We start from the raw sequence: 16,305 nt of genomic DNA on the forward strand, positions 1-16,305 counted from the left end.
CTCCCATGGTGCCCAATCGTACGACTCATTCTTGAAAGTTGAACTACATAGGTCTACGGTGTACGGCAGGACGCTTGAAGTTTCAAGAACCTGTCGAGATCGAGAAACCGGAGGTGGTCGCCATGGACGCCACGCTGGAAACAGAGGCCACGCGCGCGCGGATGCCCGCCCTCTACCTGTCCCACGGCGCCCCGCCACTCGCCGACGACCCCGTCTGGCCCGGAGAACTCGCCGCCTGGTCCGCGGACCTTCCGCGCCCCAGGGCCATCCTCATGGTCTCCGCCCACTGGGAAGAGGCCCCGCTGGCCCTCGGCGCCACCGAGACCGTCCCGCTCGTCTACGACTTCTGGGGCTTCCCCGAGCACTACTACCGCGTCCAGTACGCGGCCCCCGGCGCGCCCCGGCTCGCCGAGGCCGTCCGCAAGCTGCTCCGCGCCCCCGGCCATCCCGTGCAGGACATCCCCGACCGGGGCCTCGACCACGGCGCGTACGTGCCGCTCGTCGAGATGTTCCCGGGCGCCGACATCCCCGTACTGCAGATCTCGATGCCCACCCTCGACCCGCGCCGCCTCATGGACATCGGGCGCAGGCTCGCCCCGCTCCGCGACGAGGGCGTCCTGATCGTGGGCAGCGGCTTCTTCACCCACAACCTGGCCGCCCTCCGCCACACCGGCGGCGGCGTGCCGGGCTGGTCGGCCGAGTTCGACGCCTGGGGGCACGAGGCCCTCGCCGCGCAGGACGTCGACGCGCTCCTCGACTTCGAGCACAAGTCGCCGGCCGGGCGCCTCGCCCACCCGCGTACGGAGCACTTCGCCCCCCTCTTCGTCACGATGGGCGCGGCGGACGCGGCGGGCGACCTCGACGCGGAGCGGTCGGTCATCGACGGATTCTGGATGGGACTCGCCAAGCGCTCGGTGCAGTTCGGGTAGCCGGCGGGTTCCGGAGCCCGCCTCGTGAGCCGGCCCCCTCCGCGCCCGAGCTCACCCGAGCAACGGCGGATTCAGTTCGATCGAGCGGGTCGCCGCGGCCAGGGCGAGCGGGTCGCCGACGTCGAGCGCCGTGTCGGTGAACTTGATCGTGTGGTCGTCGCCGTGCGCCGCCGCCCGCTCGAAGACCTCCTCGGCGGTGAGGAGCGTGGGCGTGTACGCGGCGGGCTCGGGCGGGGTGTACGCGGCGGTCACCGCGGCCGCCGCCGTCCACGCCGCCGCCAGGCTCGGCGCCCACAGCTCGCGGGGGAGCGCGGGCAGGGCGCGCAGGACCGCGTTGGGCGCGGTCGCCGCATGGACCAGCATGATCGGCTCGCCGTGGCCGTGGGTCGCGTACCGGTGGGTGGCCGCCGTGACCAGCTCGGTGAGCAGGGCCTTCGCGGAGTCGGGGTCCGGGGCCACACCCCAGACCGGGAACGCCGTCAGCTGCGGGAGCCGGTCACGGATCCCGCCCTCCTGTACCGGAACCGGCGGTACGGCGTCGAGTGCGGCGGCCGCCGTGGGCGCCACGGCCAGCGCGGCGAGCGGGGGCAGCGGCTTGTTGCGGGCCGCCCAGTAGCCGAGGGCGTGGGCGAGCTCGGCGAGGCGGGGTGCGGTCGTTCGCCCGCCGCCGGACGCCCCCTCGGACGACAGGAGGGTCCGTACGGCGTGACCGGTCCGGATCACGGGATGCGTCGCCGAGGCCGAGATCCCCGGCAGCAGCCGGGGCCACCACTCGGCGAGGACCTCCCGCCAGGGGTGCTCGTCGAGCTCGCGGCCGAAGAAACGCGTCCAGTCGGTGATCCGGGCCGGGTCGCCGAGTGCCTCGCGCCAGCCCGCGGTCGTCACCGGCCGGGACGGGGGCGGCAGCTCCTCCAGCTTGTGCGCGTAGTGGTCCAGCCAGCGGTGCACGGTCGGGGCCTGGCCGTTGCGGACCAGGGCCTCGACGGCCATGGGGGCGTGGTTGGTGAGCCAGCCGTTGCGCTCGGGGCCCGTGGTGTGGAGGCGTTCGAGGGCTTCGTCGAGGGTGCCGGATGCGTCGGGGGCCGTGGCGGCCGTGGCCGCGGTGGCTTCGGTGCCGGATGCTTCGGTGCCGGGTACGTCGCTCATGGGGGCGACGCTAGGGCGGCGGAGGGGTGGGCCGTAACGGGCTCGGGACCGAGTCGGGGAGGCGGCCCGGACCTAGTCCGGGAGACCGAGACGGCTCCGCCCGTCCACGGGCAACCCGATAGCCCGTCCGCGCGTCCTGAAGGATGACGCCGCATGTGATCGCGGTCTCACCGACAGTGTGGTCGGGGGCCCCGCGAGCGGCTTCGAAACACCCCCGTGCCCGGTCTGACCTGCACATCCGTGGGTGCCGGAAGCATGTCCGCAGGGGCGGCGGCGGCGCAGGATACTGCATGATCGCGAAAATCCATGTGCCGGGTGGGAATTCTGTCCTGATTCCAGTCGTTGTTTCCGTCGGATGCAGGGCACCCGAAAGGTGTCGCGACCTACTCAGCAAGGGAGCACGCATGGCAACCCGTGCCGTCGCCCGTCGTCAGACCTCCGCCAAGAGCGGGGCCGCACGGGCAAGCAGCGTTCGCGCCGTGGGCGGGGAGATCGCCGACCGCGACCTGGTCGGCATGTACCTCGACGAGATCGCGCGTACGCCCCTGCTCGACGCCGCCAAGGAGGTCGAGCTCTCCCAGACGATCGAGGCGGGCGTCTACGCCCGGCAGATACTCGACGGCGAGGTGGAGTCCGAGGCCGGCGGCGCGTCCCGCGAGGAGCTCGAAGCCCTCTACGAGGCGGGCGAGCGTGCCAAGGACCTCTTCATCAAGTCCAACCTGCGGCTCGTGGTGGCCGTCGCCCGGCGCTACCCGCGCAGTGGGCTGCCGCTGCTCGACCTGATCCAGGAAGGGAACGCGGGCCTGGTGCGCGCGGTCGAGAAGTTCGACTACGCGAAGGGCTTCAAGTTCTCCACGTACGCCACGTGGTGGATCCGCCAGGCCATCACCCGGTCCATCGCCGACCAGTCCCGCACGATCCGGCTCCCGGTCCACCTGGTGGAGGAGCTCGGCCGGATCCGCCGGGTGCAGCGCGAGTTCAACCGGGAGCACGGCCGCGAGCCGGAGCCGGCGGAGATCGCGGCCGAGCTGGACACGAAGCCCGAGCGGGTCGTCGACGTGCTCGACTGGGCGCGTGACCCGGTCTCGCTGAACATGTCGGTGGACGACGAGGGCGAGACGCAGTTCGGCGACCTCCTGGAGGACACGTCGGCGATCTCGCCGGAGCAGTCGGTGCTCACGCTGCTGCGCAGCGAGGAGCTCGACGACCTCATCGACAAGCTCGACCACCGGACGGCCTCGATCATCCGCATGCGGTACGGGATCGAGGACGGGCGCGAGCGGACGCTGACGGAGGTCGGCAAGCAGCACGGCCTGACGCGCGAGCGGATCCGGCAGATCGAGAAGCACGCGCTCCTCGAACTGAAGAAGATGGCGCACGACACGGGCTTCGACGCGGTGGCCTAGGCCGACAGGGCCTGAGGAGGCCGGCGGCCCGGGTGGCGGGCGCGTGCCGGGGGCCGGGGCGAGCCCCCGGCCCCCGGGCCCGCACCGCCTCACCTCACCGTCGACGCCGTCAGACGTGCCCCCAGGTCCTCCACGTACGTCAGCAGTGACGGCGGGCCCTGGATCGTGAAGGGCGCGTCCACCAGGGCCAGGCGGAGGGCCAGCCATTCGACCGAGTCCGCCGAGCGGGTGCGGAGACGGCAGGTCGTCGGGCCCGTCGCCGTCGGGACCAGGTGGGACGGGAGCCGCGCCGTGACGAAGTCGGCCGGGGCCTCGAAGGTGACGTCCAGGTCGAGTTCCGGCTGCGCCCGCGACATGGAGCGGACCAGGAGCTGCGCCGCGTCCCCCGCGGGCAGCTCGCGCGGTGTGAAGCGGGCCCCCGTGGCGAGCGGGTCGCTCACCCGGTCCACCCGGAAGGTCCGCCAGTCCTCCCGCCCCAGGTCGTACGCCACCAGGTACCACCGGCGCCCGGTGGAGACCAGCCGGTAGGGCTCGACCAGGCGCTTCGACTCTGCCCCGTCGCCCGCCCGGTATCCGAAGCGGAGCTTCTCGCGGCCGGTGACCGTGCCGGCCAGGGTGGTCAGGGTGGCGGGGGTGACCGTCGCGCCGTCCCCCCGCGTCAGCGGGATCGTCGCGTTCTGGAGGGTCGAGACCCGGTGCCGGAGCCGCGCCGGCAGGACCTGTTCCAGCTTCGCCAGGGCCCGTACCGACGCCTCCTCGACGCCCTCGATCGCGTGCCCCGCCCCCGCCCGCAGCCCGACCGCGATGGCGACGGCCTCCTCGTCGTCGAGGAGGAGCGGCGGCATGGCCGTACCGGCGACGAGCCGGTAGCCGCCGACCGCGCCGAGTGTCGCCTCGACGGGATAGCCGAGGTCACGGAGCCGGTCGATGTCCCGGCGGATGGTCCGCGGGGAGACCGAGAGCCGTTCGGCGAGCTCGCTTCCGGGCCACTCGCGCGGGGTCTGAAGGAGCGAGAGCAGATTCAGGAGTCGTACCGGGGTGTCCGTCATACGTTTCAGGATGAGGGTCATCTAGGCCATCATTTGACCTAGATGGCCTTTATCTTCTCCGTATGAGTGCACACGAGGCCGACGCCGTCACGGACGCGGCCCCCACCGACACGTCCGACAAACGACGCTGGATAGCCCTGGCCATCGTCATGACGGCCGCCTTCATGGACCTGGTCGACGCCACGATCGTCAACATCGCGATCCCCAGCATCGAGCGGGACCTCGGCGCCACCTTCGGTGCCATCCAGTGGATCACCGCCGGTTACGCGCTCGCGTTCGCCGCCGGTCTGATCACCGGCGGCCGGCTCGGTGACATCTACGGCCGCAAGCGGCTCTTCCTCCTCGGCACGGCGGGCTTCACGCTCGCCTCCGCCCTCTGCGGCTTCGCGGCCAACCAGGAGATGCTGGTCGGCTCCCGCCTGCTCCAGGGCGCGGCGGCCGCGATGATGGTGCCGCAGGTGCTGTCGATCATCCACGTCACCTTCCCCGCGCACGAGCGCGGCAAGGTCTTCGGCATGTTCGGCGCGATCATCGGCCTCGGCGCGGTCTCCGGCCCGCTGCTCGGCGCGCTGCTCACCCAGTGGAACATCGCGGGCCTGGAGTGGCGCCCGATCTTCCTCATCAACCTGCCGGTCGGCATCGCGGGCCTGCTCCTGGGACGCAAGTTCATCACCGAGTCGAAGGCCCCGAAGGCCCTCCGCCTCGACATGGTCGGCGTGCTCCTGGTGACGGCCGCGCTGCTGATGCTGATCTACCCGCTGACGCGCGGCCGTGAGCTGGACTGGCCGCTGTGGGGCCACCTGATGATGGTCGGCAGCGTGTTCGTCTTCGCCGCGCTCATCGCGTACGAGAAGTACAAGACGAAGAAGGACGGCTCCCCGCTCGTCGAGCTGCCGCTGTTCAAGGTGAAGAGCTTTGCCGCGGGTATCGCGGTGCAGCTGACCTTCGGTGTCGTGATGGGCATCTTCTTCCTGGTCTGGACGATGTACATGCAGATCGGCCTCGGCTGGACCCCGCTGCGGGCGGGCCTCACCGGTGTGCCGTTCTCGATCGCGGTGTCCACGGCGGCCGGCCTCTCGGTGCAGAAGCTGGTGCCGCGCTTCGGCCGGAAGGTCCTCCAGGCCGGTGCGCTGACGATGATCGCGGGCGTACTGCTCTACCTCTTCGAGGCGGGCCGGTACGGGGCGGACATCACGTCCTGGCAGATGATCCCGCCGCTCGTGGTCATGGGTCTGGGCATGGGGCTGATCGTCGCGCCGCTGACGGACGCGGTCCTGTCCGAGGTGCCGAAGGAGCACGCGGGTTCGGCCTCGGGCCTGATCAACACGACGGGCCAGATGGGCAACGCGCTCGGGCTCGGTCTGGTGTCGGTGGTCTTCTTCGGCGTGATCGACGGCAAGCCCGCCCCGAAGTCCCCGGACGAGGCGGGCCTGGCGTTCGTCGACGCCTTCCAGAACGCGATGGGCTGGGTGGCGGGCGTGCTCGGCGTGATCTTCCTGGTGATGTTCGCGCTTCCGGCGAAGCCGAAGCAGCACCTGGAGGGTGGTGGCGACGGCGTCGATGACGGCGACGCCGTGATCGAGAAGGAGCCGGCGCTGACGCGCTGAGCGGGGCTGACGCACTGAATCGGCCGCTGACGCACTGAATCGGCCGCGGCAGGGCCCTGGTCCCGGGAATCGCCCCGGGACCAGGGCCCTTCGTCTTGTCCGGACGCGAGGGGCGGTGCGGTATCGGCGAACGCGCCGCCCCTCGGTGGGTCACCGCTCCGTCATGAGCGGTTCGCAGTCCGCGGGAGTCGGTTCGTTTCGCCGCTGAAGGCGAGGTCGCCCTTGAACTCCTTCCCCTGATGGGACCTCAGTGACGGAATGGGCGACTGAGGCGTCCAGGGTTCGACCCAGTTGAAGTTCGTCCCGTTGGTGTCTCCGTGTGTCTGCCACACCGTCCCGTCCGTGGTCACCACCTTGATGAAGGCGTCGTCGCCCTGGTCCGTGATGGAGATGCCGCAGGCGTTGGCCGGGTAGTTCGAAGGGCGGCCGTCGGGCAGGTCGTCGGTCAGGTCCGTCCACGTGATGCCGCCGCCCGTGGTCGTCGCGATGCCGGCGTAGGCCTTCCCGTTGATGAGAGCCGCGCTGAACTCCTCGGTGTTGGAGGGGGCGTAGCTGTCGATTTCGTAGCAGGCGGTCGGTCCGGTGGCGCCCGTCGCTCCGGTGGCACCGGTCGCACCCGTCGCTCCGGTGGCACCGGTCGCACCCGTCGCTCCGGTGGCACCGGTCGCACCCGTCGCTCCGGTGGCACCCGTCGCGCCCGTCGCTCCGGTGGCACCCGTCGCGCCCGTCGCACCGGTGGCGCCCGTCGCTCCGGTGGCGCCGGTGGCGCCCGTGGGTCCCGTGTTGCCCTTCGGTCCAGGCGGGCCCGTCGGGCCCGTGTTGCCCTTCGGGCCCTTGGGGCCGGTCGGGCCCTTCTTGCAGTCGCCGTTCGGCGTCTCCGGGAGCGCGACCGTGCGGGCGTAGGGGCCTTCGACCAGGCGTCCGACCTCCTCGTCCAGGAACTCCTGGAGTGCGGCGGTCATCGGCCGGCCCTGCCCGTCGTGCTGCCGCGGGGCGGCCTCCTGCGCCGCCCTGGGCTTGCAGCCGGACGGATCGGCGGCCGCAGCGCCCGCCGGGGCACTCGCCGACGCCGAGGGTGCGAGGCCCGTGAGGACGAGTGCGACCGAGGCCAGCGCACCGCCGCCCACCCAGACACGCCGCCGGGGCAGCGGACCGAGCTTGGACCTGGACAGAGTCCTGGGATCAGGACGCATGCATGCTCCTTTCCTCCGCCGGCTTCGGTCGCCGGCGCCACGATGTGGGGGGCGAAGAGGGAAGCGACGATGAGCTTCCCATCGGATCATCGGATCGCGGTGGCGGGGACTTGATGGGTCCGGGACGCGTTGCGCCGCCATGGCGTAGTCCCGCCAGTCGAATGGATGCGTACGGCACGGCGAACCTGAAGCGCCTTCTCGGCGTGCCGCATCCGCCCCCGCAGCGGGCCCTGCGTACCGTCGCCCCCCGACCGAACCGCCGGAGGTGGTGTTGCCGTGAAGCCGTCCATCTGCCTGTGCATGATCGTCAAGAACGAGGCCGCTGTCATCGGGCGCTGCCTCGCCTCCGTCCGTGGCCTCGTGGACACCTGGGTCATCTCGGACACGGGGTCCACCGACGGGACCCAGGAGCTGATCAGGACCGCCCTCGCCGGCATCCCCGGCGAGCTGCGCGAGGAGCCGTGGGTGAACTTCGGCCACAACCGCAGCCTGAACATCGCGCACGCCCGCGGCCGCGCCGACTACCTCCTGCTCCTCGACGCCGACCACGTCCTCCGCCAGGAGGGCCCGCTGCCCGCGCTCACCGCCGACGGGTACATGCTCCGGCACGAGGGAGCACTGGAGTACCGCATCAAACGCCTGGTCAGGGGCGGTCTGCCGTGGCGGTACGAGGGCGTCACCCACGAGTACCTGACCGCCGAGGGGGACCGAGTCCAGGAGAACCTCGACGCCCTCGTCATCGAGGACTACGCCGACGGCGGCTCACGCCACGACAAGTTCGAGCGCGACGCCCGCCTCCTGAGTGCCGAGCTGGAGCGCGACCCGGCGAATCCGCGCACCGTGTTCTATCTCGCGCAGACCTTCCGCGACCTCGGCCGCGCCGAGCAGGCCGCCGAGCTCTACGAGCGGCGCGCGGCCATGGGCGGCTGGGGCGAGGAGGTCTACTACTCCCTGCTCCAGTCCGGGGTCCTGCGCGCCGAGTCCGGCGACTGGCCGACCGCGATGGACGCGCTCTCGCGCGCCTGGGAGTCCCGGCCGGACCGTCTCGAGGCCTGTTACGAGCTGGTGGCGCGGCTGCGGAAGATGCGCCGCTACCGGGCGGCCCACGCCGTGGTCTCCGCCGTCCTGGACCGGAAGCAGCCCGACGACCTGCTGTTCATGCAGCCCTGGGTGTACCGGTGGGGGCTGCTCTTCGAGTACTCGATCACCGCGTACTGGGTCGGCGAGTACGCGGCCTCCCTCGCCGCCTGCGACCGGCTGCTCGGCCTGCCGGACCTGCCGGAGACGTACCGCGAACAGACCCGTGCCAACCGGGCGTTCGCCGTCGAGCGCCTGACGGAGACGGCGGACGCCCCCGCGCTGGTCTGAGCACCCGGAGTCGTACGGGGGCGAGGACGGGCGCGGGGACGGCCGCGGGAACGTCGTGGGGACGTCAGCGGACCCGGGAGCGGGACTCCATCGCCTCGCGGGCCGCACGCTCGTCCTCGTACACCTCGCACATGTGGCGTCCGTCCGGAGTCGCCGTGTGCTCGACCTCCCAGAGACTGGCCTCGCTGCCGTCGAGCAGCAGGAACTGGTGCTCGTAGAGGGTGAAGCCGGCGTCCCGGCCCCCCTCCACCGGGCAGTGGCGGCCGAAGGCCTGGGTGATGTGGTGGGCGAAGGCCAGCCGGAGCCGGCGGGCCGTCGCCCGGCCCGGCCGGTCCGCGTTCTCCGCGCGCCGCAGGACGCGGCGCGCGTGGTCGGCGGAGTTGTCCGGCACGTACATCCGGGGCTGGGTGGGTATCGGGCGGGCGAGCAGCGCGCTCAGCAGCTCCAGGTCGTCGTCCTCGTCGAGGGGGCGGCCGTCGGAGCGCTCGGCGGTCCAGCCCGGCAGGGAGCCGGTGGGGAGGCGGGAGGCGGCCAGCCGGGCCTCCGACTCCTCGGTGTACAGCTCGTGCTGCTCGGCGCCGTCCCGGCCGGCGTTGTGCGTGAGCTCCCAGAGGCTGAGGGCGGAGCCGTCGCTCAGCAGATAGGTGTGGCGGTAGGTGGCACGGTGCAGCGACGCGCTGTGGTGCGAGGAGTGGAGCGCGCTGGAGTGCGCGAGCGCCGTGCCGAGGCGCTCGACGGTCGCGTCGGGCAGGTCGAAGGAGTTGAGCGCCCGGCCGAGGAGCCGCTCAAGGTGCGTCTCGGCGGTCTCGTACGGATCGTGAGGATCCTGCGGATCGTTCAAGAGGGTCTCCAGGCCGTCGCCGCATGTCACTTGGTGCTTGCTTAACGTAGCCCCTGGGTCCGACATCGCGTCCGGGGTTCCGGAAAACGAAGGGCGCCGGAGGGAAGTTCCGGCCCCGCGGGGCCGGTCCCGCTCAACTCCCTTGCCGTTACCGGTAGTACGGCTCCGGTCGCGGTCAGTTCTCGTCGTGCGGGCCGCCGTAGAGCTCACTGTACGAGGGGAAGTCCCCGCCCGGTCCGCGCAGGCCTCCGGGGGCCGCGAGCACCGCCCGGACGATCGCCCGCGTCACCAGGTCCGCGCCGGCCGCCAGGATCTCGTTCAGGGCCAGTGGACCGGGACCTTCCGGTAGTTCACGCGTCCCGGTGGCGAGGGTGAAGACGGTGTCGCCGTCGTTCATGAGGTGCACCGGGCGCAGGGCGCGCGCGATGCCGTCGTGCGCCGTGCCCGCGACCTTCTGCGCCTGCGCGCGGGTCAGCACGGCGTCGGTCGCGACGACGGCGAGCGTGGTGTTCAGCGGGGGCGGGGCCGCCGCCTCCCGCGCCTCGGCGAGACGCCGCAGCGCGGCCTGGTGCACCGCCGGATCGGGGAAGGAGGGCAGGCCGCCGTCGAAGGGGCTCCCGTGGCCCCCGTGACTCCCGTGACTTCCGTAACTCCCGTACAGGGCACCCGTGGCCGGGTCGACGGCCGAACCCACCGCGTTCACCACCACGAGCGCGCCGACCGTGATCCCGGACTCCAGGACGGTGCTCGCCGTGCCCACCCCGCCCCGGAGGCCGCCGACCACGGCGCCCGTGCCCGCGCCGACCGCGCCCGTCTCCACGCGCGCGTGGTCCCCGCTCGCGTCGGCCGCCTCCACCGCCGCCCGCCCCGTCGCCGGACCGGGCCTGGCCGTGAAGTCACCGCCCCGGCCGAGGTCGAAGACGCACGCGGCGGGCACGACCGGCACGACGTGGGAGGGATCGGGACCCACCCGCACGCCCCGGTGCCGCTCCTCCAGCCAGGCCATCACCCCGGCGGCGGACTCCAGGCCGTACGCGCTGCCGCCGGTCAGGACGACGGCGTCGATCCGCTGGACGACGTTGCGCGGGTCGAGCGCGTCGGTCTCCCGCGTGCCCGGCCCGCCGCCCCGCACGTCCACGGCGGCGACGGCCCCGCCGACCGGCGCGAGCACCACGGTCGTACCGCTCAGCGCCCCGTCGCCCGCCACGCGCGCGTGCCCCACGCGCAGACCGCGCACATCGGTGATCGAGTCCGTCGTCCCGTGCTGTTCGGGCTGTGTCATGTCCCCTGCCTACCACGTGGACCGGTTCCGTCGGCGGCTGTACCCGTACCCGTACCCGTACCCGTGCCGGGACCCGGCCGTGTCGCCGGGTTCCTCGCCGTCAGGGTCACGCCGACCGCGACCGTCACCGCCGCGACGACGCCCGCGGCCAGGACCGCCCAGCGGCCCGCGAACGAGCACATCAGGATCGCGAGCGCCGAGACGGGCAGGACGAGTTGCTGCGCGATGCCGACCTTGAAGTAGCGGGCGTGGAGGAGCCACACGGACAGCAGGAACACGGCGGACGGGATCGTCACCGCCGACGAGGCCGCGAGCGTGGAGACGTGGGCCTTGCCCACGGCCTCTTCCACGGCGATCTCCAGGCCCGCGCCGACGGCCGCCGCCGCCGCGAAGATCACGTAGTGGCCGTATCCCCATCGGAAGGCCTCACGGCTGGAGGTCAGCCGGTTGTGCGCGGGCACGACGAAGTAGATCCACCAGGCGGCGAAGACGAGCAGCAGCCCGCCCGCGGCGATCGGCAGCACCTCGCCCAGGGCGTCGTTCTCGGCGATGCCGGTCTTCACGGCCACCGTCGCCGCGGCGACGGTCTCGCCGAGCACGATGATGGTGAACAGGCCGTACCGTTCGGCGATGTGGTGCGGGTGCCACGTGCTGGGCGCGTCCCTCTCCGCGACCAGAGGTACGGCCATCTCGGCCAGTGCCATGACGAGGAAGACCCACGGGCGGGCCGACTCCGGCACCAGGAGAAGCGCGATCCAGCCGATCTGTACGGCGACGACCCCGCCCGCGTACCGCCGGCACATCGTCCGCTCGGCGGGATCGGTGGCGTGGTGCGCGGCCCGCAGCCATTGCGAGGCGAGCGCGAGCCGCATGACGGCGTATCCGATGTAGACCACGAGGAAGTCGTGGTCCTCGAAGGCCCGCGAGACGCCTGCCGCGAGGATCAGCACGCCCGCGATCTGGACGAGGGTGACGACGCGGTACGCCACGTCGTCGTTGTCGTAGGCCGAGGCGAACCACGTGAAGTTCATCCACGCCCACCAGATCGCGAAGAAGATCATCGCGTAGTTGATGATCCCCTCACCCCCGTGGCCCTCGGCGACCGCGTGCACGAGCTCCGCGCCCGCCTGTGCGACGGCGACGACGAAACACAGGTCGAAGAACAGCTCCAGGGGCGTGGCCGCCCGGTGTGACTCCTCGCGGGAGCGCGCGGTGAGGGGGAGGAACGGTTGTGTCATGGCCCCAGCACATCAGAACGGAAGGCTCTCCTGCTGCCATGCCACGCGAATCGGGACGGGCCCGGAGCCGGAGGGGCCAGGGGCTCACCGCTCAGCCCGCGCGTGACCGCGCAGTCGAAGCGACGGGCGACGGCCAGGAGGCCGCCTCCTGGTCCTCCCGGCGCCTGCGGCCCGCCCCTGAGGGGACCTTGGCCCGCCCGCGGCGCGACCTTCGCCCGCCGACCGGACGACCATCGGCACTCACCCGCCACCCACCCCGCGGCGCAGCCTGGAAGGCAGGAAAGCCTCGAAGGTCAGCCCCGAACAGGGAAGTCAGGGAAGCGCCATGAGTTCCGTAGTCCAGGACAGCAGAAGGACGGGCGGGCCCTCCGCCGCGTACGACACGGAGCAGTACCGCCCCGGCAGGCCGATCACCGACTGGGAGCCGGAGAACGAGCTCTTCTGGAAGTCGATCGGCAGGAAGGTCGCCGCCCGCAACCTGTGGATCGCCGTGCCGGCGCTGCTCGTGGCGTTCGTCGTCTGGCAGGTCTGGTCGGTCACCGCGACCAACCTGAAGGACGTCGGCTTCGGCTTCTCGACCTCCCAGCTGTTCTGGCTGACGGCCGTCCCCGGTCTGACCGGCGGCACCGCCCGGATCTTCTACACCTTCCTCGGCCCGATGGTCGGCCAGCGCCGCTTCACCGCGCTGTCGACGGTCGTCCTGATCGTGCCGCTGATCTGGCTCGGCATCGCCATCCAGGACCCGACGACCCCGTACGCGGTGATGGTCGCCATCGCCGCCCTCTGCGGCGTCGGCGGCGCGAACTTCGCCTCCTCCCTCGCCAACATCGGCTTCTTCTTCCCCAAGGCGAAGAAGGGCAGCGCGACCGGCATCAACGGCGGTCTCGGCAACCTCGGCGTCTCCGTCGTGCAGCTGCTGACCCCGATCGTCATCACCTGGTCGACCATCGCCGTCGGCTCGGCCCAGCACAAGGCCGACGGCACCCCGGTCCATCTGCAGAACGCCGCGTTCCTCTGGGTTCCGGTCCTGCTGGTCCTGGCGGCCGTCGCCTGGTTCGGACAGAACGACCTGAAGGTCGCCTCGACCCCGTTCGAGCAGCAGAAGATCATCTTCAGGCGCAAGCACAACTGGCTGATGACCTGGCTGTACGTCGGCACCTTCGGCTCCTTCATCGGCTTCGCCGCCGCCCTGCCGATGCTGATCAAGACCACGTTCCCGGACTACTCGATCGCCACCTACGCCTGGATGGGCCCCGCCGTGGGCGCGCTCGCCCGCTGGGGCGGCGGCTGGATCGCCGACAAGTGGGGCGGCGCCCGGGTCACCATCCTGTCCTTCGTGGGCATGGCCGTCTCGATCATCGGCGTGATCGACTTCCTGCCCTCGGGCGGTGACGGCGGTTCGTTCCACGGCTTCTTCTTCTGCTTCCTCGCCGCCTTCCTCTTCTCCGGAATCGGCAACGGCTCCACCTTCCGCCAGATCCCCGTCATCTTCCGCGGCACCCACCTCAAGGGCCTCGCGGAAGGCACCCCGGAATACGCCAGGGCGCTGAAGCAGGCGGAGATGGAGTCCGGCGCCGTCACCGGATTCACCTCGGCCGTCGCGGCCTACGGCTTCTTCTTCATCCCGGCCCTGTTCGGCTCGGTGGCCGTGACCAGCGCGATGTGGGGATTCGTCGCCTTCTACATGAGCTGCATGGTCGTGACCTGGTGGTTCTACGCCCGCAAGAGCGCCGAGGCCCCCAGCTGAGGGACTCCCGCGAGAAAGACCCCGCACGGCGGGGTCTTTCCGCGTTCCCGGGACGGGTCCTAAGGCCGTCCGGAGGTGACCATCGGCGACCTGAATGATCGATCGGAAGGAGTGCAATGGAGGGAGGCAACGACGCGATCGAACGAATCGAAGAAGGCGGTGCGGGCAGTGACTGCGACCCCTGCTGAAGCAACGGTGAACGAGCGGGCCTGGAAGGGCTTCAAGGGCGGACTCTGGCGCGACGCCGTCGACGTCCGCGACTTCATCCAGCAGAACTACACGCCGTACGAGGGCGACGACTCCTTCCTGGCCGGACCCACCGAGCGGACCACCGCCGTGTGGAAGGCCATCACGGACAGGTTCCCCGAAGAGCGCGCCAAGGGCGTCCACGACGTCTCGTACGACGTGCCGTCCACCATCACCGCCCACGCCCCCGGCTACATCGACCGCGACAAGGACCTGATCGTCGGCCTCCAGACCGACGCCCCGCTCAAGCGCGCGATCATGCCGTACGGCGGCTGGCGCATGGTCGCCGGCGCCCTGGAGACCTACGGCTATCCCGTCTCCCCGGACCTCGCGAAGGTCTTCACGGAGTACCGCAAGACCCACAACGCCGGTGTCTTCGACGCGTACACCCCCGAGATCCGCGCCGCCCGCAAGGCCGGCGTCGTCACCGGACTCCCCGACGCCTACGGCCGCGGCCGCATCATCGGCGACTACCGCCGTGTCGCCCTCTACGGCGTCGACCGCCTCGTCGAGGTGAAGAAGGAGGAGAAGGAGGAGCTCAACCCGCTCCCCGCCGGGGACCGTTCGCTGGAGGAGACCATCCGGCTCCGCGAGGAACTCGCCGAGCAGATCCGTGCCCTGGGCGAGCTCAAGGCGATGGCCGCCTCCTACGGCCACGACATCTCCGGCCCCGCCGTCACCGGCCGCGACGCCGTCCAGTGGCTCTACTTCGCCTACCTCGCCGCCGTGAAGGAGCAGAACGGCGCCGCGATGTCCCTCGGCCGCACCTCCACCTTCCTCGACGTCTACCTCCAGCGGGACATCGAGGCCGGTGTCCTCACCGAGGAGCAGGCCCAGGAGCTCGTCGACGACTTCATCATCAAGCTCCGCATCGTCCGCTTCCTGCGCACCCCGGAGTACGACCAGGGCTTCTCCGGCGACCCGACCTGGGTCACCGAGTCGATCGCCGGCATGGGCGAGGACGGGCGTCCGCTGGTCACCCGGACCTCCTTCCGCTACCTCCAGACTCTCTACAACCTCGGCCCGGCGCCCGAGCCGAACATGACCGTCTTCTGGTCGCCGCGACTCCCGCAGGGCTTCAAGGAGTTCTGCGCGAAGGTCTCCATCGACACCTCCTCCGTCCAGTACGAGTCGGACGAGCTGATGCGCCCCCGCTTCGGCGACGACACCGCGATCGCCTGCTGCGTCTCCGCGATGCCGGTCGGCAAGCAGATGCAGTTCTTCGGCGCCCGCGTGAACCTGGCCAAGACCCTCCTGTACGCGATCAACGGCGGCCGCGACGAGAAGTCCGGCGTCCAGGTCGGCCCCGACACCGGGGCGATCACCTCCGACGTCCTCGACCACGACGAGGTCATGGCCAGGTTCGACGAGCAGATGGAGTGGCTCGCGGACGTCTACGTCCACTCGCTGAACGTCATCCACTTCATGCACGACAAGTACGCCTACGAGCGCGTCGAGATGGCGCTCCACGACCTCGACGTGCGCCGCACCATGGCTTTCGGCATCGCCGGCCTGTCGGTGGCCGTCGACTCGCTGGCCGCCGTCAAGTACGCGAAGGTCACCGTGCACCGCGACGAGTCCGGCCTGGCCACCGACTACACGGTCGAGGGCGACTACCCGGCCTACGGCAACAACGACGACCGGGCCGACGAGATCGCGGTCTGGCTGGTCGAGGAGTTCATGAGGAAGGTGCGCAAGCACCCCACCTACCGGAACGCCGAACACACCCAGTCCGTCCTGACCATCACCTCCAACGTCGTCTACGGGAAGAAGACCGGCAACACCCCCGACGGGCGCCGCGCCGGTGAACCCTTCGCCCCGGGAGCCAACCCGATGAACGGCCGCGACACCCACGGCTACGTCGCCTCGGCCCTGTCGGTCGCCAAGCTCCCGTACGAGGACGCCGAGGACGGCATCTCGCTGACCAACACGGTCACCCCCGACGGCCTGGGCCGCACCCCCGAGGAGCGGATCAAGAACCTCGCGGGCGTCCTCGACGGCTACATGGCCGGCGACGGCTTCCACATGAACGTGAACGTCCTCAACCGCGACACCCTCACGGACGCCATGGAGCACCCGGAGAACTACCCGCAGCTGACCATCCGGGTCTCCGGATACGCGGTCAACTTCGTGAGGCTCACCCGCGAGCAGCAGCTCGACGTCCTGAACCGCACCTTCCACGGCTCGCTGTAGGCAGCCCCTCCTCGCACCCGGGGCCGGCGGCCCTGGCCCCCGGCCCCGGGTGCGAGGAGG

12 protein-coding genes are annotated in these 16,305 nt (G+C 71.2%); 6 read left to right on the plus strand and 6 right to left on the minus strand.

All coding sequences use genetic code 11. The annotated features are described in order from the left end of the window. Positions 1–122: 122 nt before the first annotated feature. Positions 123–929, plus strand: a complete 807-nt coding sequence (locus AOK00_RS25995; RefSeq protein WP_055602683.1) for a dioxygenase family protein — start codon at positions 123–125, stop codon at positions 927–929. Positions 930–980: 51 nt separating this feature from the next. On the opposite strand, the gene AOK00_RS26000 is transcribed toward AOK00_RS25995, so the two are convergent. After that, positions 981–2,075, minus strand: coding sequence for a questin oxidase family protein (locus AOK00_RS26000; protein ID WP_055602684.1), 1,095 nt, complete (start codon positions 2,073–2,075; stop codon positions 981–983). Between the two features lie 404 nt (positions 2,076–2,479). Here AOK00_RS26000 and AOK00_RS26005 point away from each other — a divergent pair, with 404 nt between their 5' ends. Beyond that, positions 2,480–3,481, plus strand: coding sequence for a sigma-70 family RNA polymerase sigma factor (locus AOK00_RS26005; protein ID WP_030315552.1), 1,002 nt, complete (start codon positions 2,480–2,482; stop codon positions 3,479–3,481). 89 nt (positions 3,482–3,570) lie between these two features. On the opposite strand, the gene AOK00_RS26010 is transcribed toward AOK00_RS26005, so the two are convergent. Then, positions 3,571–4,530, minus strand: coding sequence for a helix-turn-helix transcriptional regulator (locus AOK00_RS26010; RefSeq protein WP_055602692.1), 960 nt, complete (start codon positions 4,528–4,530; stop codon positions 3,571–3,573). Between the two features lie 62 nt (positions 4,531–4,592). On the opposite strand from AOK00_RS26010, the gene AOK00_RS26015 reads away from it, so the two are divergent. Beyond that, a complete protein-coding gene (locus tag AOK00_RS26015; protein WP_055602685.1) occupies positions 4,593–6,137 on the plus strand; it encodes an MFS transporter in 1,545 nt (514 codons plus the stop codon). A 161-nt stretch (positions 6,138–6,298) separates the two neighbouring features. Here AOK00_RS26015 and AOK00_RS39760 read toward each other — a convergent pair whose 3' ends face one another. Further along, positions 6,299–7,330: a hypothetical protein gene (locus AOK00_RS39760; RefSeq protein WP_055602686.1), complete on the minus strand. Its 1,032-nt coding sequence runs from the start codon at positions 7,328–7,330 to the stop codon at positions 6,299–6,301. Positions 7,331–7,606: 276 nt separating this feature from the next. Here AOK00_RS39760 and AOK00_RS26025 point away from each other — a divergent pair, with 276 nt between their 5' ends. Further along, a complete protein-coding gene (locus AOK00_RS26025; protein WP_254047504.1) occupies positions 7,607–8,698 on the plus strand; it encodes a glycosyltransferase in 1,092 nt (363 codons plus the stop codon). Positions 8,699–8,762: 64 nt separating this feature from the next. Here the strand turns inward: AOK00_RS26025 and AOK00_RS26030 are convergent, their stop codons facing one another. From AOK00_RS26030 to AOK00_RS26040, 3 genes are all read right to left on the minus strand, one after another. Beyond that, a complete protein-coding gene (locus AOK00_RS26030; protein WP_254047505.1) occupies positions 8,763–9,605 on the minus strand; it encodes a DUF6227 family protein in 843 nt (280 codons plus the stop codon). Positions 9,606–9,714: 109 nt separating this feature from the next. Next, the gene (locus tag AOK00_RS26035; RefSeq protein ID WP_055602688.1) at positions 9,715–10,821 is read right to left on the minus strand and encodes a P1 family peptidase; all 1,107 of its coding nucleotides are present in this window, start codon (positions 10,819–10,821) and stop codon (positions 9,715–9,717) included. Beyond that, complete coding sequence (locus tag AOK00_RS26040; protein WP_055602689.1) at positions 10,818–12,059, minus strand: low temperature requirement protein A; 1,242 nt, start codon at positions 12,057–12,059, stop codon at positions 10,818–10,820. Before AOK00_RS26040 ends, AOK00_RS26035 begins: the two co-directional genes overlap by 4 nt. A gap of 325 nt (positions 12,060–12,384) precedes the next feature. Between AOK00_RS26040 and AOK00_RS26045 the strand changes: the two genes are divergently transcribed. Together AOK00_RS26045 and pflB are read left to right on the plus strand one after the other, a co-directional pair. Next, positions 12,385–13,806, plus strand: a complete 1,422-nt coding sequence (locus tag AOK00_RS26045) for an MFS transporter (protein WP_079042195.1) — start codon at positions 12,385–12,387, stop codon at positions 13,804–13,806. 159 nt (positions 13,807–13,965) lie between these two features. Then, positions 13,966–16,245 carry a formate C-acetyltransferase gene (pflB, locus tag AOK00_RS26050; protein WP_055602690.1) on the plus strand — a complete coding sequence of 760 codons (2,280 nt, stop codon included), beginning with the start codon at positions 13,966–13,968 and terminating at the stop codon, positions 16,243–16,245. Positions 16,246–16,305: the final 60 nt, after the last annotated feature.

Source organism: Streptomyces aureus (assembly GCF_001418135.1).
GTDB classification, from domain to species: Bacteria; Actinomycetota; Actinomycetes; order Streptomycetales; family Streptomycetaceae; genus Streptomyces; species Streptomyces aureus_A.